Genomic DNA, 23,402 nt, shown 5'->3' with positions numbered 1-23,402 from the left:
TACGAATTATTTGTCCCAAGAGTGACAACTGCCATGTCGGTAGGCATAACGGGTGGTTCTCCGGCGCATGGTGGGGCATGGCGTTCTTGATGGAGCGGTTGCGCCCCGCCGCGGCGCGGGAGCGCGCCCTCGCGGCGGGGGCCGACCTGGCGGCGCTCAGGGGCGGTCTGATCGGCGGGGCGGTGGCGGCCTGCGCGGGCCTGGCGGTGGTGGCGGTGCCGATGCTGCTGCTGTGGATCGTCAGCCCGTACGTGGTGGCGGGCCCCGGCGGGGTGGTCCATCTGGCGGCCTGCGTCTGGCTGCTGGCGCACGGGGCGGACCTGGTCCGCCCGGCGACCTACGGCTCCCCGGGCTACGGCGGCCCCGGCGTGCCGCTCGCGGTGACCCCGCTGCTGGTCAGCGTGCTGGCGCTGGTGCCGCTGTACCGGGCCGGGGTCCGGATCGGATCGCCCCGGCCGCCGTCCGCGGAGGACGAGGGCCCGGGCGAGGAGCCGGACGAGGAGCCGGACCAGGACGAGGGCGAGCAGCCGGAGCAGGCGGCCGTGGAGCCGCCGCAGGCCTGGTCCGCCCTGCTGGGCCTCGGGATCGGCTACCTCCTGGTCGCCGCCGTCGCGGTGGCCGTCGCCGCGACCGGACCGCTCAGCCTCGCCACCCCGCTCACCGCCCTCGGCCGGGTGGCCCTGGTCTCGCTGCCGGTGGCCGCGCTGGGCGTCCGGCGCGGGATCGGCCCCGGCGCCTGGGGCGCCCTGCGCGCCCTCTCCCGGCCGACCTGGCCGACCTGGCTGAACCGGCCCGATTGGCTGAAGCGGTCCGCGTGGCCGGCCTGGCCGGCTTGGCTGAAATGGCTGGACGCCCCGCTCCGCGGCCTCCGCGCCCTGCCGGACCGGGTGCAGGCCCCCGGCGGCCCGGCGGTCGCGCTGCGGGCCGCTCTGGCCGCCGGGGCGGCTCTGCTGGGCGCCGGCGGGCTGGTGCTGACGGCCTCGCTGCTGGCGCACTTCCGCGCGGCCGGGACCATGGCCGCGCAGACCGCCCCCGATCTGGCCGGGCGGCTGGCGCTGCTGCTGCTCTGCGCGGTGGTGCTGCCGAACGCCGCGGTCTGGGCCGCCGCCTATGCGACCGGGCCAGGCTTCGTCCTGGGCGGGTGGTTCGGTCCGCTGGGCGGCACCGGCGCGGCCGGGGCCGCCACAGCCGCCACGGCGGCCAACGTACCGGCGTTTCCGCTGTTCACGGCGCTGCCCGGGTCCGATCGGACACTGCTGGGGCTGCTCACCCTGGCGCTGCCGCTGACCGTGGGCGCGGTGCTGGCCGCGCTGGTCGGCCGGGCCGCGACCAGCGGCGGACGGGACTGGGGCCCGATCGCCACGGCCGTGGTCGCCCTGGCCGCGGCCCTCGGCACCGGGCTGCTGGCCGCGCTCTGCGCGGGCGCCTCGGGCGGAGCGCTGGGAACCGCCGCGCTGGCCCAGGTGGGGCCCTCGCCCTGGCGCACCGGGCTGGCCGCGCTGGCCTGGGCCGCCGCCGTCGGCGTCCCCGGGGCGGTGCTGCTGCGCTGGAGGATCAGTTGTCGCCGCCGAGCTTCCGAAGCCATTCCGGAGGCTCCGGGTGCACGCTGGTGGCGCATTGGTCGTAGACCGACTTGGTAAGCGCGTTGCTCTGGCAGTCGTAGTAGTTCTTGTAGTACAGCTGCACCCCGAAGACCACGGCGACCAGCGAGAGCCCGACCACCGAGGCGATCAGCCCGCCCAGCGCCGCGGGCAGCTGCGGCTTCAGCGGGTACGCGGGCGCGTAGCCCTGCGCATAGGACGGGGCCGGCGGGACCGGCGCGCCCGTCCCGTTCGGGCCCGCCTGCGGCGACGCCGAAGCGGAGCCGCCGGAGTTCAGCGCGGAGACCGGTGTCTTCGCCGTACCGCGCAGCGAGCTGATGGACCAGTAGAGCGCCAGCGAGGCCAGGGCCAGGGTGACGTAGGGGATGTCGAGGATCAGGAAGAAGATCCCCCACATCCCGCTCAGCAGCGCGTAGCGGGCCCGCCGCTGCACCGGGTCGCTGGGGTCGAAGCGCGGCTGCTGCGGGCCGTAGCCGGGGTTCGACGGCGGTCCGCCCTGGTAGCCGGGGCTCCACGGGTGCGGCGGCGGTACCACCGGCCGGGGCGGGCGGTGCTGTCCGTCGCCGTCGGCCGGGGAGCCGTGCTCGCCGCCCTGCCCGCCCTGGCCGTCCGGTCCGCCCTGCCCGTTGTGCTGCGGCGGGTCCTCGTTGGCCCAGCCGCGCTCACCGGGGTGCACCGGGTGCTGCCGCGGCTGCCAGGGACGGTCGGGTGCGTCCTTGGGTGGCGGGGCGAAGGGGTCGCGCGGGCCCTCGGGAGGTGTGCCGCTGTCCGATTTCTGGACCATGGTCTTCGCCGTACTCCTGCCTGTGAACGTCCGCTGTCCCGCTCTTCGTCCCGCTGTGCCACTGAGGGACACCCTCTCACCCTGTACCCCGCTGTGGCGCGTCCCCACCCCATGATCGTCGACCAGGAGTGCGAGGCCGCGGAGCGGGGCCGGTATCGTTGCTGACGACCGGCGCTCCTCTGGGGTTCCTGGTCGGCCCGTGGCGCCGCCCCGGGCCCGTCGGCGGACGTGGATGCCGGTCACAAGATGACACCCCACTTCAGCCGCAAGCAGTGCCCGGTCAGTACCCGTGCGCAGGACTGAACAGTCGCCGGAGTACGGCCGCGCCGTTACGGAGGACCGAGCAGTGGCGTACTCGCCAACCGCCCCCCACCTCGACTTCAGCGCACCTGAAAACCCGGCCCGGCTGGTGGTCCTGATCTCGGGATCGGGCACCAATCTGCAGGCGCTGATCGACGCCTGCGCCGACCCGGCCTACGGTGCCAGGATCGTCGCCGTCGGCGCCGACCGCGACTCCATCGCCGGACTCGACCGGGCCGAGCAGGCCGGGATCCCGACCTTTGTGCTGCGGGTCAAGGACTTCGCCGAGCGCACCGACTGGGACGCCGCGCTGACCGGGGCCACCGCCGCGCACAGCCCGGACCTGGTGGTCACCGCCGGGTTCATGAAGATCCTCGGCGGCGGCTTCATGCGCCGCTTCGAGGGACGCATCATCAACACCCACCCCGCCCTGCTCCCCGCCTTCCCCGGCGCGCACGGGGTGCGCGACGCCCTCGCCTACGGCGTGAAGGTGACCGGCTGCACCGTCCACCTGGTCGATGAGGGCGTGGACACCGGCCCGATCATCGCCCAGGGCGTGGTCGAGGTCACCGACGCCGACCACGAGGACGGCGGCGAGGCGCTGCACGAGCGCATCAAGGCCGTCGAGCGCGGGCTCCTGGTCGAGGCGGTCGGCCGGCTGGCCCGCGAGGGCCACCGGGTCCAGGGCCGCCGCGTGCTCCCGCTCACCCCCTGAACCTGTTTCGCCCTGAACCTGCTTTGAGGCACCTGCCCAGCCCCCTCCTCCCCCTCCCACACCAAAGGATTTCGGTCATGAGTTCCGAGAACGTCCGCCCGCTCCGCCGCGCCCTCGTCAGCGTGTACGACAAAACCGGTCTCGAGGAGCTGGCGCAGGGCCTGCACGCGGCCGGTGTCGAGCTGGTCTCCACCGGGTCCACCGCCGCCCGGATCGCCGCCGCCGGGGTGCCGGTCACCCCGGTCGACGAGCTCACCGGCTTCCCCGAGTGCCTGGACGGCCGGGTCAAGACGCTGCACCCGCGGGTGCACGCCGGGATCCTGGCCGACCTGCGGCTGGAGTCGCACCGCGAGCAGCTGACCGAGCTGGGCATCGCGCCGTTCGACCTGGTGGTCGTCAACCTCTACCCGTTCAAGGCCACCGTCGCCTCCGGCGCGAGCGCCGACGAGTGCGTCGAGCAGATCGACATCGGCGGGCCCAGCATGGTCCGGGCCGCCGCCAAGAACCACCCCTCGGTCGCCGTGGTCACCTCCCCGGCCCGCTACCCGGACGTGCTCGCGGCGGTCGCCGCCGGCGGCTTCGACCTGGACACCCGCAAGCGGCTGGCCGGCGAGGCCTTCGCCCACACCGCCGCCTACGACGTGGCGGTGGCATCCTGGTTCGCCAACGGCTACGCCCCCGCCGACGAGGAGAGCTTCCCCGCCTTCCTCGGCGCCACCTGGGAGCGCGAGAACGTGCTGCGCTACGGCGAGAACCCGCACCAGGCCGCGGCCCTGTACGTGGACGGCAGCGGCACCGGCCTGGCCGCCGCCGAGCAGCTGCACGGCAAGGAGATGTCCTACAACAACTACGCCGACACCGACGCCGCGATCCGCGCCGCCTACGACCACGACCGGCCCTGTGTGGCGATCATCAAGCACGCCAACCCCTGCGGCATCGCGGTCGGCGCGGACGTCGCCGAGGCGCACCGCAAGGCGCACGCCTGCGACCCGGTCTCCGCGTACGGCGGCGTCATCGCGGTGAACCGCGAGGTCACCGTGGAGCTGGCCGAGCAGATCGCGCCGATCTTCACCGAGGTGGTCTTCGCCCCGTCCTACGCGGACGGCGCGGTCGAGGTGCTGGCGCAGAAGAAGAACATCCGGGTGCTCCGTGGCACCCCCGCGGCCGCGGCGATCGAGACCCGCGCGGTCACCGGCGGGGTGCTGCTGCAGCAGGCCGACCGGATCGACGCGGCCGGTGACGACCCGTCCAGCTGGACCCTGGCCACCGGTGAGGCGCTGGACGCCGAGCAGTTGGCCGAGCTGTCCTTCGCCTGGCGCGCCTGCCGGGCCGTCAAGTCCAATGCCATCCTGCTGGCCTCGGGCGGCGCCTCGGTGGGCGTCGGCATGGGCCAGGTCAACCGGGTGGACTCGGCGAAGCTCGCGGTCGAGCGGGCCGGGGAGCGCGCGGCCGGGTCGTACGCGGCCTCCGACGCGTTCTTCCCGTTCCCGGACGGCCTGGAGATCCTGCTCGCCGCGGGCGTCAAGGCCGTGGTCCAGCCCGGCGGTTCGATCCGCGACGACCTGGTGGTCGAGGCGGCCAAGGCCGCCGGGGTGACGATGTACCTGACCGGCACCCGGCACTTCTTCCACTGATTCCACCGAGCACGGCCCGCTGACGCGGTACGGCCCGCCGCCCCGTTCCCCGGGGCGGCGGGCCGTACTGTTCGGTACCGGTACTACTGGATTACTGGCTGCGGACGACCACGGTGTTCATCACCTTGTCGGCGAAGGTCTGCGCCTTGTCGTCCCAGAGCGGCCACAGGAAGCCGACGTAGCAGGTGATGCTGTCCAGGATGTGGGCGAGCTTGCGCACGAACGCCATGCCGAAGCCCAGCACCTGGCCGTCGGCCTCGCGGACCAGCCGGATGTTGAGGATCTTCTTGCCGGGCGACTGCCCGGTGGTGCCCTCCTTGTAGCAGACGTACAGGACACCGGCGAAGGCGACGGCCGCACCCAGCAGGTAGAAGATGACAGCGATGCCCGCTGCTCCGCCGCTGGTCGTGGTGGTGGGGTAGCCGTAGGCGTCGGTGGTGGTGTGGACGCTGCTGGCGAAGGCCACCCCCGCGATGATGTAGAGGATGATCGGCACGACGCCGATGATCAGCCCGTCCAGCAGGTACGCGCCGACCCGCGCGCCCCAACTCGCGTACGCGCCCTGCCCGTAGCCGGCCTGCTGGCCGTACGGGTCGGTCTGGTAGCCGCCGTAGCCGGCCTGCGGGGCCGGGGGCTGCTGCGGGTAGCCGTAGCCGGGCTGCTGGGCGTAGGGGTCCTGCGGCTGCTGCGGCACACCCTGCTGCGGGTAGCCGTACTGGGGCTGGGTCGGCGGCTGCTGCGGGTAGCCGTAACCAGGCTGCTGCGGGGGCTGCTGGGGTTGCTGGGGCTGCTGCGCATAGGGATTGTTGGGATCAGGCGGGTAACTCATGTGGTCCTCCGGACAGGAAAGGAGTGGATGAAGCAGGGATGCGCGGTGAGATTATCGGAGATGTCTGACGGTCAGTGGGAAAGCAGTCCAAGCCGGTGCAGCTGCCAGCACCAGGAGAGGACCGCGGCCCCGATCAGGACGCCGGTCCGCAGCCGCTTCGGGAGCCCGCGCCAGCGGCGCCCCACCCCCAGCGGTGCGAACAGCAGCCCCAGACCGAACAGCACCGTGAACGGGTTCGCCAGCAGCGCCGCGGCCGGATGGCCGGAGCCGAGCTCGATGAACACCGTGCTGCTGCCGCAGACCGGGCAGGGAAGGCCGGTCAGCAGCCGGAACGGACAGATCACCCCGGGGTCGTGCACCGAGTGCACCGCGGCGGCGGCCACCGCGGCGGCGCCGGCGCCGCCACCCCGCAGCAGCACCTCCCGGATCCGCCGCGACAGCGGTACGGGCGCAGGCGCGGTACGGGCAGGGGCGACCGGGGGGACTGCCGTCATCTGATCGCTGGTCATGGCAGCGGTCGCGGCGGTCAGTACGTGCTGAAGTCGGCGTTGGCCAGCATCACGGCGATCAGGATGACGGCGATGACCACGCCGACCGCCCCGGTCGCGATCCCGGCGATGGCCTGGCCGCGACCGGTGCCGGTGGTCTTGGAGCGGTTCAGCCCGCCGATGCCGAGCCCGAGGGCGACGAGTCCGAGGAAGCCGCCGAAGAAGCAGATGCCGACGATCGAGACGATGCCGACGATCATCGAGGCCAGGGCGATGCCGTTGTTCTCCCCGGTCGGCCCGTAGCCGTAGCCAGGCTGCTGGTACCCGGTGTATCCCGGCTGCTGCGGGTAGCCGTATCCCTGCGGGGGCTGCTGCGCGTACGGGTCCTGCCCGTACGGCGGGGCCGGCGGCTGCTGCGGGTAGCCGTACCCCGGCTGCGGGGCCGGCGGCGGCTGCTGCTCACCGTAGGGATTCTGGCTGTACGGGTCCTGCGGCTGGTACGGGTTGCTCACTGTCTCCCCCGAAGTTCGTTCCATTACGCTCGCACGGTCCATCGTTGCCATCTCCGAGCGCGCTGTCCATTGCGTTCGCGCCCCGGATCGCAGTTGTAGTGGTTCTGCAACCGGACTCGGACAATCCGGGTATTCCCCGGGGTCCTCCCGTCAACCCCGTCGTCAACCCGTCCCAACCTCGACGCCGCCACCAGCAGGGCGCTGTGCGGGCCGGTCCCGCGATCCGCGAGAATGTCTCCATGACCGCCCAGATTCTCGATGGCAAGGCCACCGCCGCCGCGATCAAGTCCGAGCTCACCGTCCGCGTCGAGGCGCTGAAGGCCCGGGGCGTCACGCCCGGCCTCGGCACCGTCCTGGTCGGCGACGACCCCGGCAGCCACTCCTACGTCCGTGCCAAGCACCGTGACTGCGCCCAGGTCGGCATCGGCAGCATCCAGCGCGAGCTGCCCGCCGACGCCACCCAGCAGGACGTCGAGGACGTCGTCCGCGAGCTCAACGCCGACCCGGCCTGCCACGGCTACATCGTCCAGCTGCCGCTGCCCAAGGGCCTGGACGAGAACCGGGTGCTGGAGCTGATGGACCCGGCGAAGGACGCCGACGGCCTGCACCCGGTGAGCCTCGGCCGACTGGTCCTGGGCATCGACGGGCCGCTGCCGTGCACCCCCAACGGCATCGTCGAGCTGCTGCGCCGCCACAAGGTGGAGACCAACGGCGCGAACGTCGTGGTCATCGGCCGCGGCATCACCGTCGGCCGCTCGATCGGCCTGCTGCTCACCCGGCGCAGCGAGAACGCCACCGTCACCCTCACCCACACCGGCACCCGGGACCTCTCGGCCCACCTGCGCCAGGCCGACATCATCGTCGCCGCGGCCGGGGTGCCGCACCTGGTCAAGCCCTCGGACGTGCGCCCCGGCGCGGTGGTCCTCGACGTCGGCGTCAGCCGCGACGCCAACGGCCTGGTCGGGGACGTGGACCCGGCGGTCGCCGAGGTGGCCGGCTGGCTGTCGCCGAACCCCGGCGGGGTCGGGCCGATGACCAGGGCGATGCTGCTCAGCAATGTGGTCGAGGCGGCCGAGCGTGCCGCGAGCTGACTCCGGGCCGGCCGCCGAGCACAACGCCGGACCCGCCGCCGAACCGCCGCCCGGGAAGCACGCGGCGGCGAAGTCGCGCCGCCGTCCGGAGGAGACCGTCGGAACCTTCCCGCCGGAGGGCTCGGCCGCGGCGGCGGACCGCGACCAGCCGGTCCCGGTCCGGCAGTGGCCGATAGTGGTGGTGCTCACCCTGGTCGCCGTCGGCCTGGCGGTCACCGCGCTGGACGACTTCCGGCCCGGGGTGATCACCATCGGCGTGGCGCTGCTGCTGGGCTCGCTGCTGCGCGGGGTGCTGCCCGAGGTCGGCATGCTGGCCGTGCGCAGCCGGTTCACCGACATCGTGGTGATGGGGGTGCTCGGCAGCGCCATCATCGTGCTGGCGCTGGCGGCGGAGCCCGATCCGGTGATCACGATCCCCTATGTCACCGACATCGCCCGCTTCTTCGGAAGGGACCAGAACTAGGGTCCGTCCGGGGGCTGGGGCAAACGTGACGAAGGACGCTCCGGCCTTCTCCGCCCGGCGTCACACGTACCGGCCTCGCTGGGATAACCTGACATCGGTCTCTTGAAGTCAAGAGACCGATCAGGGTCCGGCACCGCGGGCGTGCCCTGCACGTGCTCTGCTGCCGCAACCTGACCACCCCAGGTATCAGCAGGAGATGTCTCATGACCCGCACTCCCGTCAACGTCACCGTCACCGGTGCCGCCGGCCAGATCGGCTACGCGCTGCTCTTCCGCATCGCCTCCGGCCACCTCCTCGGCCCCGACGTGCCGGTGAAGCTGCGGCTGCTGGAGATCCCGCAGGGCGTCAAGGCCGCCGAGGGCACCGCGATGGAGCTGGACGACTGCGCCTTCCCGCTGCTCGCCGGCATCGACATCTTCGACGACCCGAACCAGGGCTTCGAGGGCGCCAACATCGGCCTGCTCGTCGGCGCGCGTCCGCGCGGCCCCGGCATGGAGCGCGGCGACCTGCTCTCCGCCAACGGCGGCATCTTCGGCCCGCAGGGCAAGGCCATCAACGACCACGCCGCGGACGACATCCGGGTCCTGGTCGTCGGCAACCCGGCCAACACCAACGCGCTGATCGCCCAGCGCAACGCCCCGGACGTACCGGCCGACCGCTTCACCGCGATGACCCGGCTCGACCACAACCGGGCCGTGGCCCAGCTGGCCAAGAAGCTCGGCGTCACGGTCTCCGAGATCAAGAAGCTCACCATCTGGGGCAACCACTCGGCCACCCAGTACCCGGACGTCTTCCACGCCGAGGTCAACGGCGAGAACGCGGCCAAGGCCGTCTCCGACGACGCCTGGCTGTCGGACTTCTTCATCCCGACCGTGGCCAAGCGCGGCGCGGCCATCATCGACGCCCGGGGCGCCTCCTCGGCCGCCTCGGCCGCGAACGCCGCCCTGGACCACGTCTTCACCTGGACCAATGGCACCGCCGAGGGCGACTGGACCTCGGCCGGTGTGGTCTCCGACGGCTCCTACGGCGTCCCGGAGGGCCTCATCTCCTCCTTCCCGGTCACCGCCAAGGACGGGAAGTTCGAGATCGTCCAGGGCCTGGACATCAACGACTTCTCCCGCGCCCGGATCGACGCCTCGGTCAACGAGCTGGTCGAGGAGCGGGACGCGGTCGCCGGACTGGGCCTCATCTAGTCCCTGTGTCGACGACAGCCCCCACCCGTTAGGGTGGGGGCTGTCGCGACTGGCGAACGTGGAACCAACCACGAGGAAGCGGCGGAGCAGGACCACCGGAGTGCCGTACGCCTGGGCATCCGGGTCACCCTTCACTGGACGAGACCCGGAGGACGCCATGTCCCAGTTGCTGAGTACCGACCCCGAGATCGCCGCACTCGTCGCCGCCGAGGAACAGCTGCAGGCGGACACGCTGCGGCTGATCCCCAGTGAGAACTACGTCTCCGCCGCCGTGCTGGAGGCGACCGGCACGGTGCTGCAGAACAAGTACTCCGAGGGCTACCCCGGCAAGCGCTACTACGAGGGCCAGCAGAACATCGACCAGGTGGAGACCCTGGCGATCGACCGCGCCAAGGCCCTGTTCGGCGTCGAGCACGCCAACGTCCAGCCGTACTCGGGATCGCCCGCGAACCTCGCGGTCTACCTGGCCTTCCTCAAGCCCGGCGACACCGTGCTGGGCATGGCGCTGCCGATGGGGGGCCACCTGACCCACGGCTGGGGCGTCTCCGCCACCGGCTCCTGGTTCCGCGGGGTGCAGTACGGCGTCGACCGCGCGACCGGGCGCACGGACCTGGACCAGGTGCGCGACCTGGCGCTGAAGGAGCGCCCCAAGGTGATCTTCTGCGGTGGCACGGCCGTCCCGCGGACCATCGACTTCCCGGCCTTCGCCGAGATCGCCCGCGAGGTCGGCGCGGTGCTGGTCGCGGACATCGCGCACATCGCCGGGCTGGTCGCGGGCGGGGCGCACCCCTCGCCGGCCGGCCACGCCGATGTGATCTCCACGACCACCCACAAGACCCTGCGCGGTCCGCGCGGCGCGATGCTGATGTCCACCGAGGAGCACGCCCGGGCGATCGACCGCGCGGTCTTCCCCGGTCTGCAGGGCGGCCCGCACAACCACACCACCGCCGCCATCGCGGTCGCGCTCAAGGAGGCGTCGGGCCCGGACTTCCGCGCGTACGCGGCCCAGGTGGTCGGCAACGCCCGGGCGCTGGGCGAGCAGCTCGCCGCGCGCGGCTTCGACCTGGTGTCCGGCGGCACCGACAACCACCTGCTGCTGATCGACCTGACCAGCAAGGACATCCCGGGCAAAGTCGCCGCCAAGGCCCTGGACCGGGCCGGGATCGTGGTCAACTACAACAGCGTCCCCTATGACACCCGCAAGCCCTTCGACCCCTCCGGCATCCGGATCGGCACCCCGTCGCTGACCTCGCGGGGCATCCCGGCGAGCGAGATGGCCGCGGTCGCCGAGTGGATCGACCGCACCGTGCTGGCGGCCCGCGCCGGGGACGAGGACACCGTCGCCAAGGTGCGCGCCGAGGTGAAGGAGCTCATGGACGCCTACCCGGCGCCGGGCCTGCCGGTCGGCTGAGCCCCGCGGGCCGCGGGGAAGCACTGCCTACACTGTTCCCCGTGAGCGAGACCCTCCAGGACGCGGGACTGGTCCTGATCTTCATCATCATCGGTGGAATCTTCAATGTGGCCGAGATCTCGCTGATCTCCCTGCGCGAAGGGCAGATCCAGGCCCTGGCCGAGCGCGGCACCAAGCGCGCGGTCAGGGCGGCGCATCTGGCCGGGGACCCCAACCGCTTCCTGGCGGCCGTGCAGGTCGGGGTGACCTGCATGGGCTTCCTCTCGGCCGCCTTCGGCGCGGACACCCTGGCCGCCAAGGCCGCCCCGATCTTCACCGGCCTGGGGCTGAGCGACGGGGTGGCCGACGCGGTCGCGCTGGTGCTGCTGACCCTGCTGATCTCCTATGTGTCCCTGGTGCTCGGCGAGCTGACGCCCAAGCGGATCGGGCTGCAGCGGGCCGAGTCGATCGCGCTGCTGGCCGCGCCGCTGGTGGACTTCATCTCGGTGGTGCTGCGGCCGGTGATCTGGCTGCTGTCGCGGTCCACCAACCTGATGGTGCGGCTGCTCGGCGGCGACCCCCAGGCCGGGCGCAACGCGATGAGCTCGGAGGAACTGCGCGGCCTGGTCGCGTCCAACACCGAGCTGGGCAGCGACGAGCGGCGGCTGATCGCCGAGGTCTTCGCGGCCGGGGAGCGCCAGCTGCGCGAGGTGATGGTGCCGCGCACCGAGGTGACCTTCCTGGACGCCTCGCGCCGCCTGGAGGAGGTCCGCGAGGAGGTCAGCCAGTACCCGCACTCGCGCTACCCGGTGGTGGACGGCTCGTACGACGCGGTGGTCGGCTTCGTCCACGTCCGCGACCTGTACCGGGCCCCGCTGCCCGGCGGCGGGCCGGTCGCGCAGACCGTGCGCGACCTGGCCCGGCCGGTGAAGCTGCTGCCGGCGACCAAGCGGGTGCTGCCGTCCATGTCGGAGATGCGGCACGAGGGCCACCACCTGGCCATCGTGGTGGACGAGTACGGCGGCACCGCCGGGATCGTCTCGCTGGAGGACCTGGTCGAGGAGGTCATCGGCGAGATCAGGGACGAGTACGACTCGCCGGAGGTCAGCACCACCCGGCGGCTGGCCGGCGGCAGCATCGAGGTGGACGGGCTGCTCAATCTGCCCGACTTCGCCGAGGAGACCGGCGTCGAGCTGCCCGAGGGCCCGTACGAGACGGTGGCCGGCTTCGTCGTCGCCGAGCTGGGGCGGCTGCCGGAACTCGGCGACCAGGTGGAGCTGGCGGCGCCGACCGAGGCGGCGCCCGGCTACCGGATCGCGGTGGCGGCGCTGGACGGCCGCCGGGTGGACCGGGTCAGGGTCTCGGTGGCGCCGCCGGAGCAGCCGACCACATCCGCCTAGCGGGAGCCCTTGGCAGGAACTCTGCGAAAAGTGCCCGCCGGTTGCTGCGAGAATGGCGGCATGGTCACTGATCGCCCTCGCGTGCTCTCCGGTATCCAGCCGACGTCCGGGTCCTTCCACCTGGGGAACTACCTGGGCGCGGTGCGCCAGTGGGTGTCCCTGCAGGAGTCCCACGACGCCTTCTACATGGTCGTCGACCTGCACGCGATCACCGTGGAGCAGGATCCGGCCGAGCTGCGGGAGAACACCCGGGTGTCGGTGGCGCAGCTGCTCGGCGCGGGCCTGGACCCGGAGCGCTGCACCCTGTTCGTGCAGTCGCACGTGCCCGAGCACGCGCAGCTGGCCTGGGTGATGAACTGCATCACCGGCTTCGGCGAGGCCTCCCGGATGACCCAGTTCAAGGACAAGTCCGCCAGGTACGGCTCGGGCAACACCTCGGTCGGCCTGTTCACCTACCCGATCCTGCAGGTCGCCGACATCCTGCTGTACCAGGCGAACCAGGTCCCGGTGGGCGAGGACCAGCGGCAGCACGTCGAGCTGACCCGCGACCTGGCCGAGCGCTTCAACCACCGCTACGGGCAGACCTTCACCGTGCCCAACCCGTACATCCTCAAGGAGACCGGGAAGGTCTACGACCTGCAGGACCCGTCCGCCAAGATGAGCAAGTCGGCCTCCTCGCCGAAGGGCCTGGTCAGCCTGCTGGACGAGGTGAAGGTCAGCGCGAAGAAGTTCAGGAGCGCGGTCACCGACACCGGCACCGTCGTCTCCTACGACGAGAAGGAGAAGCCGGGCGTCTCCAACCTGCTGAACATCTACTCGGCGATCAGCGGCCGACCGGTCCCCGAGCTGGTGCAGCACTTCGAGGGGAAGATGTACGGGGCGCTGAAGACCGAGCTGGCCGAGGTGTTCGGCGAGTGGGTCGCCCCGTTCCAGGAGCGGACCAGGGCGTACCTGGACGACCCGGCGGAGCTGGACGCGGTGCTGGCCCGCGGCGCGGAGAAGGCCCGCGCGGTGGCGGCCGAGACGCTCGCGGCGGCGTACGACCGGATCGGCTTCCTCCCGGCGAAGCACTGAGGCCGCGATGACCGGTCCGATCACGATCGGCGTCTCGATCGCCGTGCCCGAGCCGTACGGGCAGGCGATCCAGGACGCCCGGGCGGGGTACGGCGACCCGCTGGCGCGGTCGATACCCACGCATGTGACGCTGCTGCCGCCGACCGAGGTGCCGGCCGGCTCGCTGCCCGAGGTCGAGCGGCACCTGGCCGCCGCGGCCGCCGGGCAGCGCCCGTTCCGGCTGCTGCTGCACGGCAGCGGGACCTTCCGGCCGGTGTCGCCGGTGGTCTTCCTGCGGGTGGAGGCCGGGGCGCGGGAGTGCCGGCTGGCCGAGGCCGCGGTCCGGTCCGGGCTGCTGGCCCGGGAGCTGAGCTTTCCCTACCACCCCCATGTGACCGTGGCCCACGCGGTCGGGGAGGAGGCGCTGGACCGCGCGTACGCCGAGCTCAAGGGTTACCACGCGGACTTCGGCGTGTCCGGCTTCAGCCTGTACCGGTTCGGCGCGGACGAGGTCTGGCGCCCGCTTCGGGCCTTCCCGTTCGGCCGGGCGGAAAGGGCTCGCGACACCCGCTGACGGCTGTGGGGCGCCACCTGGCGCCCCACAGCCGTCCCCGTACCGCAGTGTCCGGTCAGTGCCGGGCTGAACCCGCGGTCTCGACGGGTGCGGCCGTCGCCCCGCCTGGTTCGCCGGCTTCGGCCACCTCCGGGTCCGCCGCCAGCGGCGGGGCCGCCGGGACGGCGGCCGGCTGGGACTTGGCGGCCCTCAGGGTGGGGAGCAGGGCCAGCGACATGATGCCGATGTAGAACGGCGGCAGCATGTACCTGGCCAGCTGGGCCGGGTTGGCGGCCAGCACCGTCAACTGGAGCCCCACGGTGATGCCGACCAGCGCGTACGCGGGGCGGCGGCGCAGCCGGACCGCGTAGGCGATGGCGATTCCGTACAGCAGGTAGCACCACAGCGCGCCGCGCCAGAGCAGCCACTGCAGCTGCGGGGTCATGCTGATGTTGTAGACGAAGGTCCCGGCCTTGTGCAGGGTCGTGGAGAGCGGGCGGCTCTTCATGATGGGCCGGTACGGGCTGTGCTTGACCTGCTGGTTCCAGTTGGCCCAGCCGTACAGGTTCTTCGGGATCGGCGTGGTGGTGATCAGGGTCCCGGCCTTCAGCGAGGTCGGTCCCGGCCAGATGGACCAGGCGATGTCCGCGCGGCAGATGTGCGCGTAGGTGATGTCCTGCGGGGTGCGCTTGAGGACGTTGTACCAGACCGTCATCAGCGCGTCGTTGTTCGCGGCGGCGGCCTTGTGGTCGAACGGCTTGGCCAGGGTGGCGTCGACGCTGTAGCAGTTGGAGGCGGGACCGCGCCAGAACGACAGCGGCGCGACCTTCTCCATGGTCGCCAGGTCGCTCGCGGTGAAGGTCCCCGGGTGCCGGCCGTAGGCGTCGGCGATGTCGGCGTAGTTGAAGGCGTAGACCTGGTCCGTGGTCGGCATCACGATGCCCACGGCGGGATAGACGACGAACTGCAGCAGCAGGAAGACGGCGGTCGCCCCCGCGGTCAGCGCGGTGATCCAGCGCCGCATCCCGGTCAGCGCGATCACGAAGAACGGGAAGGCGAAGAGGATGACCAGCACGCTGTTGTTGCGGAACAGCGAGATGCCGAGGAACCCGACCCCGAGCACGGCCATGTCCCAGTAGAAGGCGCGGTCCCTGACCTGGCCCCGGCCCTTGATCCGGCGCGCGAGCAGCCGGGCGGACGCGGCGAACGCCAGCAGCGCGGCGATGCCGAAGGCCGCGTCCTTCCAGATGAAGATCGAGAGGGTGCCGCTGGACGGCAGCGAGACCACGGCCAGGGCCGCGAGCGCGCACCACCTGCCGCGCGCGCCGAGATCCCGCAGGGCCACGCTGGTGTAGGCGAGAGTGGCCGCCATGACGATCGTCTGACCCAGGGTGAGCAGCCACAGGTCGCCGGTGATCTGCAGCGACAGCCACACGAACGAGTCGTAGAGGATGGAGTGGTTGCCCATCCAGTTGCCGGTGGAGACCTGCCAGACGTAGGCGACGCTGTCGTAGCTCATCAGCCCCGGGAAGAACGCGGCCCACCAGATCAGCAGGACGATCCAGCAGGACGTGAAGACCGTCAGCGGGAGTCGAAGAGCGGGCGGGATGCGGTTCCAGAGCCGTGTCGCGGCTGCCGGAACAGGGATACGGGTCGGCACAGCGGTCCTCTCAGGTATGCGACGCGATAGGGGATCGCGGTTCATGGGCGGGGTCGCCCGGCCATGTCAAACATTCGCTCGATGACGCGGCTGGCTGCGTCCCCGTCGTTCAGGTCGCAGAACTCCTGGCGGAAGGCCGCGTACGGTTCGCGGTACTCCTCGGCCACGCGGTCGACGTCGAGGACGGCCTCGACCAGGTCGGAGGAGTTGTCGATGAGCGGGCCCGGGGCCTGCTCCTCGAAGTCGAAGTAGAAACCGCGGAGGTTGTCCCGGTAGTGGTCGAGGTCGTAGGTGAAGAAGAGCATCGGACGCCCGGTGTGGGCGAAGTCGAACATCAGTGAGGAGTAGTCGGTGACCAGCACGTCGGAGATCAGGAAGAGCTCCGCGATCTCCGGGTAGCTGGAGACGTCGAACACGAAGCCGTCGCCCGCGCCCGGCACGCTGTCCACGATGTTGGAGTGCTTGCGCACCAGCAGGACGTGGTCCTCGGCCAGGGCTTCCGCGGCTTCCTTCAGCTCGATCCGGAAGTCGAACTTGTAGCGGCCCTGGCCGTAGAACTGGTCGTCGCGCCAGGTCGGTGCGTACAGCACGACCTTCTTGCCCTCGGGCAGCCCGATCCGCTCGCGGATCTTCTTGATCCGCTCCGCCGGGTCCACCGCGTAGAGCAGGTCGTTCCGGGGGTAGCCCGACTCCAGGATCTCGCCCTCGAACTGGAAGGCGCGCCGGAAGATCGGGGTGGAGAACCGGTTCGGGGACACCAGGAAGCTCCAGTTGGGAGTCTCCTCGGCGACCTTGTCCAGGTACTTGGGGTCGGCGAACTGCACCGCGCCGATGTCGTGGGCGATCTTCTTCAGCGGTGTCCCGTGCCAGGTCTGCACCAGCACCTGGCCCTCCCGCCGCCGGAACCAGTGCATCTGGTGGCTGTTGGCGACGATGTAGCGGCTGGTCGCCAGCGCCTCGTACCACTCCTCGCTGTTGACGGCGACGGAACGGGTGCCCGGGGGCAGTTCGATCTGCTGGTCGCGGACCACCCAGATGTGCTCGACCGGCGCGTCGCGGCGGAGCAGTTCCTCGAACACGGCCCGCGGGGAGTCGGAGAACTGGCGTCCGGAGAAGGTGTCGTAGAGGACGGTGTCGCGCAGCGGCTTCTCCCGGGCGGCCGGGTAGCTCTCGGTGCGCAGCCGCCGCTGGTGGAAGGCGCCCAGGTCGCTCGGCCTGAGCGCGCCCATGGTCTCGATCAGGAAGCGGTCGAAGAACCTGCGGTCCAGCTGGTACGCCTTGCCGTTCACCGTGGCCTCGGCGGGCAGCCCCTGGTGGCACCCGGCGGCGACCCTGAGCGGGGCGTAGTCGTTCTCGTTCTGGGAGCCGACCGGGCGGAAGAAGGCGTACCAGCGGCCCTCCCGGAGCGGGATGGCCCCCGCCAGCGACGTGGGCGCGGGCAGGAACTCGGTGCGGAACCGGTCGGCCTCGAAGGTGACCGGGAACGCGTGCTCCTCGACGTGGCCGCTGTGCCTCAGCACGAGTTCGGTCGCTTCGTCGTGCGGCGCCAGGTAGACGCCCTCCAGCAGCACCAGGCCCGCCGGGGTCCACTCGGCCCGGTCCACGATAGGAGCTATCACCTGGTCGCAGACGGTCAGTTGCTCGGTCGCGCTGGGCGCCACGTACAGGGCGCGGGGACGACCGGCGCTGTCGGTGACGCCGGGCCGGGGGTGCTGGGCCGCGGGGAAGGACGGGTCCGTCAGGATCGGCATTACCGCGCCCCCGGGCAGCACCAGCTCGGCCAGCCAGGGGTCGGAGTAGCTGGCCGCCGCGTTGAGGGCCCCCTCGCCCTCCACCCGTACCTCGTCCAGCACGGCCGTGCGCACCAGCGCCTCGAAGCCGTCGCCGGCGGTGGTGAGCGGGAACTCGGCGGTGCTCCTGGCGTCGCGGTGGCGCAGCCGGAGTACGGCCTTGTCCGTGTCGTGCGGGGCGCCGCCGACGAAGGTACCGGTCAGCAGCAGGTCGTCGCCGACCAGGCGGTGCCCGGTCACCTTGGCCTGGACCTTCTCGACCCGCAGGTAGAGGTGCTCGTCCTCGATGCGGAAGACGACCCTGATGTCCTCCTCCACCTGGAGCGGCGGAAGCCACGGGCTGCTGCCGGCCGGTCCTGCCTTGATCCGGCTGCGGCCGACCTTGCCCCGGGAGAAGACGCCGACGGTGACCTTCCAGTCGCCGAGCTGCCACTCGCCGCGCCGCTTGAGCCGCTCCGGGTTGAGGGTGACCTCGAAGCCGGCCCAGTCGTAGTTGTGCAGCGTCTGGCCGGAGGTGGCGGTGGCCGCGGGGCAGTAGGTGTTCTTCGCCGGGAAGAGCAGCGGCTGCCGGCCGGGTCCCTGCAGGACGACGGTCTTGAAGGTGTGGTGGCGCTTCGACGCGTCCAGGTTGCGGACGTAGGCGTGGCCGGAGATCCGGAGGCCCTTGTCGGTCCACTTCGCCTCGTACATCCGCGCCCGCACCGCGAGTTCCTGCTGCAGCCGCAGGACGTCCTTGGGGACGTCCAGCGAGGCCTGCTTGAGGAACGGGTAGGCGGCGTAGTGGCGCAGGCCGCCGCGGACCGGGATCGCGTCGGCGTTCTCCTGCTCGAAGGCGTGCAGTGCGAGCAGTTCCTCCAGCCGCTGCTCCCCGATCAGGTGCAGCTTCAGCCTGACCCTGGCCGGGACGGCCGCCAGGGCCGTCGGGGAGACCCGGGTCATGAAGTCGTTCACCGCCGTGAAGAAGATCGACCGGAACTCGTCGTCCGCCTCGGCCAGGACGTTCAGGTAGAGCGGGATCTCGGTGGCCATGGCGGTCTCGTCGTACCAGTCCTTGTGCGACCGGTACTGGGGGTGGTCCGCGAGGAAGCGGCTCACGCCGTCGATGGCCTTCATCCGGTCCCGCACCCCGGCCGGATCGGTGCGCCGCTGGGTGATCGAGGGGGCTCCGGCCTCGCGCTGGCGCCAGTGGTAGACCGGGGCGGCGAGGATGTCGACGGCATCGGCCTCGAAGTGCGCCGGGATGGTGAGCGGGGCGTCCTCGTAGAGCACGCCCTCGGGGAAGGCGAACCCGTGCTTGTCCCAGAACGAGCGGCGGAAGACCTTGTTCCAGGCGGTCCGGTCGGCGATCAGTTCGTGGTGTCGGCTGATGTGCGTGCGCTGCAGGTCCTCGGCGAAGGCCTTCTTGTGCATGGCCGACTGGCTGAGCCCGGCGGAGCGCAGCATCAGCACGTTGCCGGAGGCGAAGTCCGATCCCGAGGCGTCGAGGGACTCGATCAGCAGTCGGTAGGCGTCCACCGGAAGAGTGTCGTCGCTGTCCACGAAGGTGAGGTACTGGCTCTCGGCGCTGATCTCCCGGACCCCGGCGTTGCGGGCCGCCCCGAGGCCCTGGTTCTCCTGCTTGACCAGCCGGAACCGCGGGTCGCCCTGGGCGAACTTCTCCGCGATCACCGCGCTGTTGTCGGTGGAACCGTCGTCGACCATCACCACTTCGAGATCGGTGAAGGTCTGGGCGGCGAGCGACTCCAGGCACTCCTCTAGGTAGACGTCCACATTGTGGACCGGAACGATCACAGAGAGCCTGGGGGCCATGAGCGCGGGCGAACCTTTCTCGAACGGACCTGACCTGGTGGGGAAGCTCACAACCGCCGCCGAAGGAAAGGGCGCGCCGCTCCGGCGGACCCGCTTGCCCACACAGGTCGGATGATGCAAACTATCGCATCCCTGCCCGATACCGGGCCTCCGGGAGTCCTCGCGGTAGTGTGACGGTTAAGAGTTGTTCAACCCTGTGGAAAGATCGATGCCCCGGTTCAGCGTGATCGTCCCCGCCTACGGTGTGCAGGCCTACCTGGGTGAGTGCCTCTCCTCGGTCCTGAGCCAGTCCTTCCAGGATTTCGAGCTGATCGGTGTGGACGACCGCTCCCCGGACGCGTGCGGTGAGATCTTCGACTCGTTCGCCGCGGGCGACCCGCGTGTCACCGTAGTGCACCTGCCTGAGAACGTCGGCCTGGGACGCGCCCGCAACGTCGGCCTGGAGCTGGCGACCGGCGAGTACGTCCTCTTCCTCGACAGCGACGACACCCTCACCCCCGGCTCGCTGCAGGCGGTCGCCGACCGGCTGGACGCCGTCGGCGATCCGGACATCGTGGTCTACGACTACGCGCGGACCTACTGGGACGGGCGGGTGGTCCGCAGCAGGGACGCCGGGCTGTTCGCCCCCGCCCCGGACCGCCCCGAGGTGTTCGAGGTGTCGCAGCGCGAGGAACTGCTGGCGTTGCTGATGGTGGTCTGGAACAAGGCCTACAAGCGGACCTTCCTGGAGGCGTACGGGTTCCGCTTCCCGGCGGGCTACTACGAGGACACGCCCTGGACCTACCCCACGATGCTCGCGGCCGAGACCATCACCATGCTCGACCGGGTGGTGGTGCACTACCGCCAGCGCCGCGAGGGCGGGAACATCCTGGCGACGGTCAGCCGCAAGCACTTCGACATCTTCGCGCAGTACGACCTGGTCTTCGCCTTCCTGGACCGGCTGGAAGCGCCGGCCGACGGCGCCCGGGCCGGGCGCCCGGGGCCCGACCACTGGCGCGCGCTGATGCACCGTCGGATGGTCGACCACCTGCAGACCATCGGCAACCACCCGGGCCGGGTGCCGGCCTCCGACCACGCCGAATTCTTCACCCGTGCGGCCCAGGCCGAGGAGAAGCACCGCCCGGCCGGTGCCGCCCGGCTCGAGGTGCGGGACCGCGGCGGCTGGCGGGTGGGGCGGCTCGGGCAGACCGTCCGCCGGGTGAAGCGGATCGCCGGGCGGGCCCGGCCCGGGCTGCGCGGGGCGGTGGCCCGACCCGTGCTCGACGGGTACCAGCGGGTCCAGCGCACCCTGCCGGTGGACCAGAACCTGGCGGTCTTCGCCAGCTACTGGGGCCGGAACCCGTCCTGCAACCCGGCCGCGATCCACGCGAAACTGCGTGAGCTGGCTCCGGGTATGAAGACGGTGTGGATGGTGCGGCAGGACGCCAGGACCGAGGTCCCCGAGGGCATGACCCTGGTCGGACCCGGCTCCCGCGCCTACTACGAGGCCGTCGGCCGGGCCAAGTACTTCGTCAACAACGTCAATTTCGCGGACGGTGTGGTCAAACGCCCCGGAACGGTGCACCTGCAGACCCACCACGGCACACCGGTCAAGAAGATGGGCCTGGACCTGCGCGACTACCCGGTCGCGGCCGGGGAGATGGACTTCGACCTGCTGCTGCGCCGGGTGCAGCGCTGGGACTACAGCCTGACGTCCAACCACTACTCCACCGAGATCTGGGAGCAGGCCTATCCCGGCGGGTACGAGGCGCTGGAGTACGGCTACCCGCGCAACGACATCTACTACCGGGCCACCGCCGAGGACGTGCTCAAGGCGCGGGCCGAGCTGGGCATCGCCGAGGACGCGGTCGCCGTGCTCTACGCGCCGACCATGCGCGACTACCGGACCTCCTACCAGCCGCACCTGGACCTGGAGCGGCTGGCCCGCGCCCTCGGCCCCGGCCACGTCCTGCTGAACCGGGCGCACTACTACTACGACAAGTCGGCGCCGCCGGCGCCGGGCGCCGGGGCGCAGGTCGTCGACGTGTCCCGGCACCCCTCGGTGGAGCGGCTGGCGCTGGCCTCCGACGCGCTGGTCACCGACTACTCCTCGCTGATGTTCGACTACGCCAACCTGGACCGGCCGATCATCGTCCTGGCGGACGACTGGGAGGTCTACCGGCAGTCCCGCGGCGTCTACCTGGACCTGCTCTCCGGACGGCCGGGGGAGACCCCGGGCGCGGTGGCCCGCAGCGAGGAGGAGCTGACGGCACTGCTCCAGGACGGCTCCTGGCGCTCGTCCGAGGCGGCGGCGCTGCGGGCGGCGTTCCGGGAGCGGTTCTGCCGGTTCGACGACGGCAACGCGGCCGAGCGGGTGGTCCGCCGGGTGTTCCTCGGCGAGACCGAACCGCTACCGGTCGTCCCGCTGGACCAGCGCACCCCGGCCCCCACCCCGGCCCAGGCCCGGCTCCGGCGCTAGGTCCTGCTCCGCAGCCGGGGTCTGACGCTCCCTCGGCTCCGGGACCAGCAGGCTGAGGTTGCCGTAGGGCGTGGTCCAGTAGCACGGGGACGGCAGGGTCAGCCCGGGGTCGCGGCTGCTGCCGATCCGGACCTCCCGGCGCACTCCCGCGCAGCACACCTCGGCGAACAGGTCCCAGGTGCCGGCCCGGGACAACTCGGAAGCCGCCCAACGGGCCCGGAAGGCGCCGTCGTGGTGCACCGTGGGCAGCCGCAGCACCGCCCCGCTGCCGCGCTCCCTGGCGAGGACCTCGACCGCCGACGGCGCCTCGGCCAGCCGGGGGAGGGCGGTGGTTCCGGCGACGGTCAGTCCGTCCCGGTCCAGGGCGACCCCGCTGAGCCGGTGCTCCACCGCCAGCTCGGCGGTGATGTCGTAACAGGAATCGGGAATCCCGAACGCCGGATCACGGAACCCGGGGAGCCGTGCGTAGGCGTGCCCCTCGGACACCAGCACGGGTGCGCCGCCGCCGCTGCCGTCGGCCCGGAAGCCCAGCCCGTCGGCCTGCTCGGTGCCGATCAGCGCGCACAACTCCGCCCGCTTCCCCTGCTGGACGCAGTGGATCCGCCAGCGGACCCAGGAGGGCAGCGAAGGGGAGAGTTCCGCCCGGTACCAGTCGTCCAGGTAGGCCCGCAGCGCGGCCAGCGCCGCGCACTGCTCCGGCGGCGGTAGCGCGGTGAACCCGGGCCCCAGCAGGTCGGTGAACTCGATCCGCAGCACCCGCCGGAGCAGTGCGTCCAGGATCTTCCCCGGACCGGCGATCCGCAGCGCGGTCTCCGCCGAGGCGCGCATGTAGGGGAGCCGGAGCGAGGCGGTCACCGCGGGGCCGAGCGAGATGTTCCCGCCGCCGTCCCTGGCCACCAGGTAGTAGCAGGTGCAGTCGGCGAGCACCGAGATTCGCCGGGCCCGCAGATAGGACTCCATGACGAACGGATGGTCGCTTCCGATCAGCAGATCGCTGCGGAAGCGGATCCGATTCCGTTCGATGAATTCGCGGCGGAAGAGCTTCGCCGGGGTGAGCGCGTAGAGGATGCCCGACGATATGACGTCGGCCTGCTTCTGATTGTGCCTGAATACGTCGCGGGGGACCCTGCGCCCGTTGATTCCGGCCATTTTCCCCAATACCACGTCCGAGCCGAGCCGGTCCGCGTACGCGGTCAGCCGCTCCAGCGCCTCCGGGCCGAGCCGGTCGTCCGAGTCCAGGAAGAAGACGTACCTGCCGTTCGCCAGCCGCAGCCCGACGTTGCGCGGCCGGGCCGGGCCCCCGGTCGGCGGCAGGTGCACCACCTTGAGCAACTCCGGGTGCGTGCAGGCAAGTTCGTCGAGAACCCGGGCGCTGCCGTCGGTGGAACCGTCGTTCAGGGCGATCACCTCGAACCGGTCCCGCGGCATGGTCTGGCCCAGCAGCGAGGAGAACCACGGCCCCAGGTAGTCGCGGGTGTCGTGCACCGGAGTGATGACCGTGACATCGGGCGTGGGCATTCGCACTCCTGGGAAGGGAACTCCTCATGCCTAACGAACCCGATGCCCGCAGGATACGCCGCCGGCCTTCCCGGCACCGCATTCCTGCTTTACTGCATGCGGGTTGCCGGGGGCCGGTGCGACCGGATCTGACGTGTACCTTTGGCCCGTCCGTAGAATTG

General features: G+C 71.5%; 18 protein-coding genes and 1 riboswitch. Of the genes, 11 read left to right on the top strand and 7 right to left on the bottom strand.

The genetic code is table 11. The features are described 5' to 3' along the window. Positions 1 to 77 precede the first annotated feature (77 nt). Positions 78 to 1,640 (top strand): cell division protein PerM, encoded by a 1,563-nt coding sequence (locus tag ACEZDG_RS07060; protein WP_380504053.1) that lies wholly within the window; start codon positions 78 to 80, stop codon positions 1,638 to 1,640. Here the strand turns inward: ACEZDG_RS07060 and ACEZDG_RS07055 are convergent. Next, positions 1,555 to 2,385: a hypothetical protein gene (locus tag ACEZDG_RS07055; protein ID WP_380504050.1), complete on the bottom strand. Its 831-nt coding sequence runs from the start codon at positions 2,383 to 2,385 to the stop codon at positions 1,555 to 1,557. The genes ACEZDG_RS07060 and ACEZDG_RS07055 overlap by 86 nt on opposite strands. 346 nt (positions 2,386 to 2,731) lie before the next feature. On the opposite strand from ACEZDG_RS07055, the gene purN reads away from it, so the two are divergent. Continuing rightward, positions 2,732 to 3,400, top strand: coding sequence for a phosphoribosylglycinamide formyltransferase (gene purN / locus ACEZDG_RS07050; RefSeq protein ID WP_380504047.1), 669 nt, complete (start codon positions 2,732 to 2,734; stop codon positions 3,398 to 3,400). Between the two features lie 77 nt (positions 3,401 to 3,477). Beyond that, positions 3,478 to 5,034: a bifunctional phosphoribosylaminoimidazolecarboxamide formyltransferase/IMP cyclohydrolase gene (gene purH, locus ACEZDG_RS07045; protein ID WP_380504044.1), complete on the top strand. Its 1,557-nt coding sequence runs from the start codon at positions 3,478 to 3,480 to the stop codon at positions 5,032 to 5,034. A 91-nt stretch (positions 5,035 to 5,125) separates the two neighbouring features. Here the strand turns inward: purH and ACEZDG_RS07040 are convergent, their stop codons facing one another. The 3 genes from ACEZDG_RS07040 to ACEZDG_RS07030 form a co-directional block, all read right to left on the bottom strand. Next, a complete protein-coding gene (locus tag ACEZDG_RS07040) occupies positions 5,126 to 5,863 on the bottom strand; it encodes an RDD family protein (RefSeq protein ID WP_380504041.1) in 738 nt (245 codons plus the stop codon). 71 nt (positions 5,864 to 5,934) lie between these two features. Next, positions 5,935 to 6,357 carry a DUF2752 domain-containing protein gene (locus ACEZDG_RS07035; RefSeq protein WP_380504038.1) on the bottom strand — a complete coding sequence of 141 codons (423 nt, stop codon included), beginning with the start codon at positions 6,355 to 6,357 and terminating at the stop codon, positions 5,935 to 5,937. Between the two features lie 32 nt (positions 6,358 to 6,389). Then, a complete protein-coding gene (locus ACEZDG_RS07030) occupies positions 6,390 to 6,863 on the bottom strand; it encodes a DUF4190 domain-containing protein (RefSeq protein WP_380504035.1) in 474 nt (157 codons plus the stop codon). Between the two features lie 239 nt (positions 6,864 to 7,102). Here ACEZDG_RS07030 and ACEZDG_RS07025 point away from each other — a divergent pair, with 239 nt between their 5' ends. The 7 genes from ACEZDG_RS07025 to ACEZDG_RS06995 all read left to right on the top strand — a co-directional run bounded on the left by ACEZDG_RS07025 (position 7,103) and on the right by ACEZDG_RS06995 (position 14,027). Beyond that, complete coding sequence (locus tag ACEZDG_RS07025) at positions 7,103 to 7,954, top strand: bifunctional methylenetetrahydrofolate dehydrogenase/methenyltetrahydrofolate cyclohydrolase (protein WP_380504032.1); 852 nt, start codon at positions 7,103 to 7,105, stop codon at positions 7,952 to 7,954. Next, positions 7,941 to 8,417: a DUF3017 domain-containing protein gene (locus tag ACEZDG_RS07020; protein WP_380504029.1), complete on the top strand. Its 477-nt coding sequence runs from the start codon at positions 7,941 to 7,943 to the stop codon at positions 8,415 to 8,417. Before ACEZDG_RS07025 ends, ACEZDG_RS07020 begins: the two co-directional genes overlap by 14 nt. Before the next feature lie 203 nt (positions 8,418 to 8,620). Beyond that, positions 8,621 to 9,610: a malate dehydrogenase gene (locus tag ACEZDG_RS07015; RefSeq protein WP_380504027.1), complete on the top strand. Its 990-nt coding sequence runs from the start codon at positions 8,621 to 8,623 to the stop codon at positions 9,608 to 9,610. A gap of 35 nt (positions 9,611 to 9,645) precedes the next feature. Next, positions 9,646 to 9,734: riboswitch (ZMP/ZTP riboswitch) on the top strand. 33 nt (positions 9,735 to 9,767) lie between these two features. Beyond that, positions 9,768 to 11,021, top strand: coding sequence for a serine hydroxymethyltransferase (locus ACEZDG_RS07010; protein WP_380504024.1), 1,254 nt, complete (start codon positions 9,768 to 9,770; stop codon positions 11,019 to 11,021). A gap of 41 nt (positions 11,022 to 11,062) precedes the next feature. Further along, positions 11,063 to 12,400: a hemolysin family protein gene (locus tag ACEZDG_RS07005; protein WP_380504022.1), complete on the top strand. Its 1,338-nt coding sequence runs from the start codon at positions 11,063 to 11,065 to the stop codon at positions 12,398 to 12,400. An 81-nt stretch (positions 12,401 to 12,481) separates the two neighbouring features. Next, the gene (gene trpS, locus ACEZDG_RS07000) at positions 12,482 to 13,474 is read left to right on the top strand and encodes a tryptophan--tRNA ligase (protein ID WP_380505426.1); all 993 of its coding nucleotides are present in this window, start codon (positions 12,482 to 12,484) and stop codon (positions 13,472 to 13,474) included. A 7-nt stretch (positions 13,475 to 13,481) separates the two neighbouring features. Continuing rightward, positions 13,482 to 14,027 carry a 2'-5' RNA ligase family protein gene (locus ACEZDG_RS06995; RefSeq protein WP_380504019.1) on the top strand — a complete coding sequence of 182 codons (546 nt, stop codon included), beginning with the start codon at positions 13,482 to 13,484 and terminating at the stop codon, positions 14,025 to 14,027. A 55-nt stretch (positions 14,028 to 14,082) separates the two neighbouring features. Here the strand turns inward: ACEZDG_RS06995 and ACEZDG_RS06990 are convergent, their stop codons facing one another. Both ACEZDG_RS06990 and ACEZDG_RS06985 read right to left on the bottom strand, forming a co-directional pair. Next, entirely contained in the window at positions 14,083 to 15,666 is a 1,584-nt protein-coding gene (locus ACEZDG_RS06990) for a hypothetical protein (protein WP_380504016.1), read from the bottom strand. Between the two features lie 41 nt (positions 15,667 to 15,707). Further along, positions 15,708 to 19,265, bottom strand: a complete 3,558-nt coding sequence (locus ACEZDG_RS06985; protein WP_380504013.1) for a bifunctional glycosyltransferase/CDP-glycerol:glycerophosphate glycerophosphotransferase — start codon at positions 19,263 to 19,265, stop codon at positions 15,708 to 15,710. A gap of 208 nt (positions 19,266 to 19,473) precedes the next feature. Between ACEZDG_RS06985 and ACEZDG_RS06980 the strand changes: the two genes are divergently transcribed. Beyond that, the gene (locus ACEZDG_RS06980) at positions 19,474 to 21,723 is read left to right on the top strand and encodes a bifunctional glycosyltransferase/CDP-glycerol:glycerophosphate glycerophosphotransferase (RefSeq protein ID WP_380504010.1); all 2,250 of its coding nucleotides are present in this window, start codon (positions 19,474 to 19,476) and stop codon (positions 21,721 to 21,723) included. On the opposite strand, the gene ACEZDG_RS06975 is transcribed toward ACEZDG_RS06980, so the two are convergent. After that, positions 21,655 to 23,241, bottom strand: coding sequence for a glycosyltransferase family 2 protein (locus ACEZDG_RS06975; RefSeq protein WP_380504007.1), 1,587 nt, complete (start codon positions 23,239 to 23,241; stop codon positions 21,655 to 21,657). The two genes, ACEZDG_RS06980 and ACEZDG_RS06975, sit on opposite strands and share 69 nt — an antisense overlap. Positions 23,242 to 23,402: the final 161 nt, after the last annotated feature.

Source organism: Streptacidiphilus alkalitolerans (assembly GCF_042511045.1).
GTDB lineage: Bacteria > Actinomycetota > Actinomycetes > Streptomycetales > Streptomycetaceae > Streptacidiphilus > Streptacidiphilus alkalitolerans.
Note: the sequence above shows the minus strand (reverse complement) of the source record. Positions and strands in the feature narration are given on the sequence as shown.

What these genes read in the sequence shown, in the direction of transcription:
- ACEZDG_RS07060 (WP_380504053.1), top strand. Translation starts at nt 78, where the DNA reads ATGGCGTTCTTGATGGAGCGGTTGCGCCCCGCCGCGGCGCGGGAGCGC.
- ACEZDG_RS07055 (WP_380504050.1), bottom strand. Translation starts at nt 2,385, where the DNA reads ATGGTCCAGAAATCGGACAGCGGCACACCTCCCGAGGGCCCGCGCGAC.
- purH (WP_380504044.1), top strand. Translation starts at nt 3,478, where the DNA reads ATGAGTTCCGAGAACGTCCGCCCGCTCCGCCGCGCCCTCGTCAGCGTG.
- ACEZDG_RS07040 (WP_380504041.1), bottom strand. Translation starts at nt 5,863, where the DNA reads ATGAGTTACCCGCCTGATCCCAACAATCCCTATGCGCAGCAGCCCCAG.
- ACEZDG_RS07035 (WP_380504038.1), bottom strand. Translation starts at nt 6,357, where the DNA reads ATGACGGCAGTCCCCCCGGTCGCCCCTGCCCGTACCGCGCCTGCGCCC.
- ACEZDG_RS07025 (WP_380504032.1), top strand. Translation starts at nt 7,103, where the DNA reads ATGACCGCCCAGATTCTCGATGGCAAGGCCACCGCCGCCGCGATCAAG.
- ACEZDG_RS07015 (WP_380504027.1), top strand. Translation starts at nt 8,621, where the DNA reads ATGACCCGCACTCCCGTCAACGTCACCGTCACCGGTGCCGCCGGCCAG.
- ACEZDG_RS07010 (WP_380504024.1), top strand. Translation starts at nt 9,768, where the DNA reads ATGTCCCAGTTGCTGAGTACCGACCCCGAGATCGCCGCACTCGTCGCC.
- ACEZDG_RS06995 (WP_380504019.1), top strand. Translation starts at nt 13,482, where the DNA reads ATGACCGGTCCGATCACGATCGGCGTCTCGATCGCCGTGCCCGAGCCG.
- ACEZDG_RS06985 (WP_380504013.1), bottom strand. Translation starts at nt 19,265, where the DNA reads ATGGCCCCCAGGCTCTCTGTGATCGTTCCGGTCCACAATGTGGACGTC.
- ACEZDG_RS06980 (WP_380504010.1), top strand. Translation starts at nt 19,474, where the DNA reads ATGCCCCGGTTCAGCGTGATCGTCCCCGCCTACGGTGTGCAGGCCTAC.
- ACEZDG_RS06975 (WP_380504007.1), bottom strand. Translation starts at nt 23,241, where the DNA reads ATGCCCACGCCCGATGTCACGGTCATCACTCCGGTGCACGACACCCGC.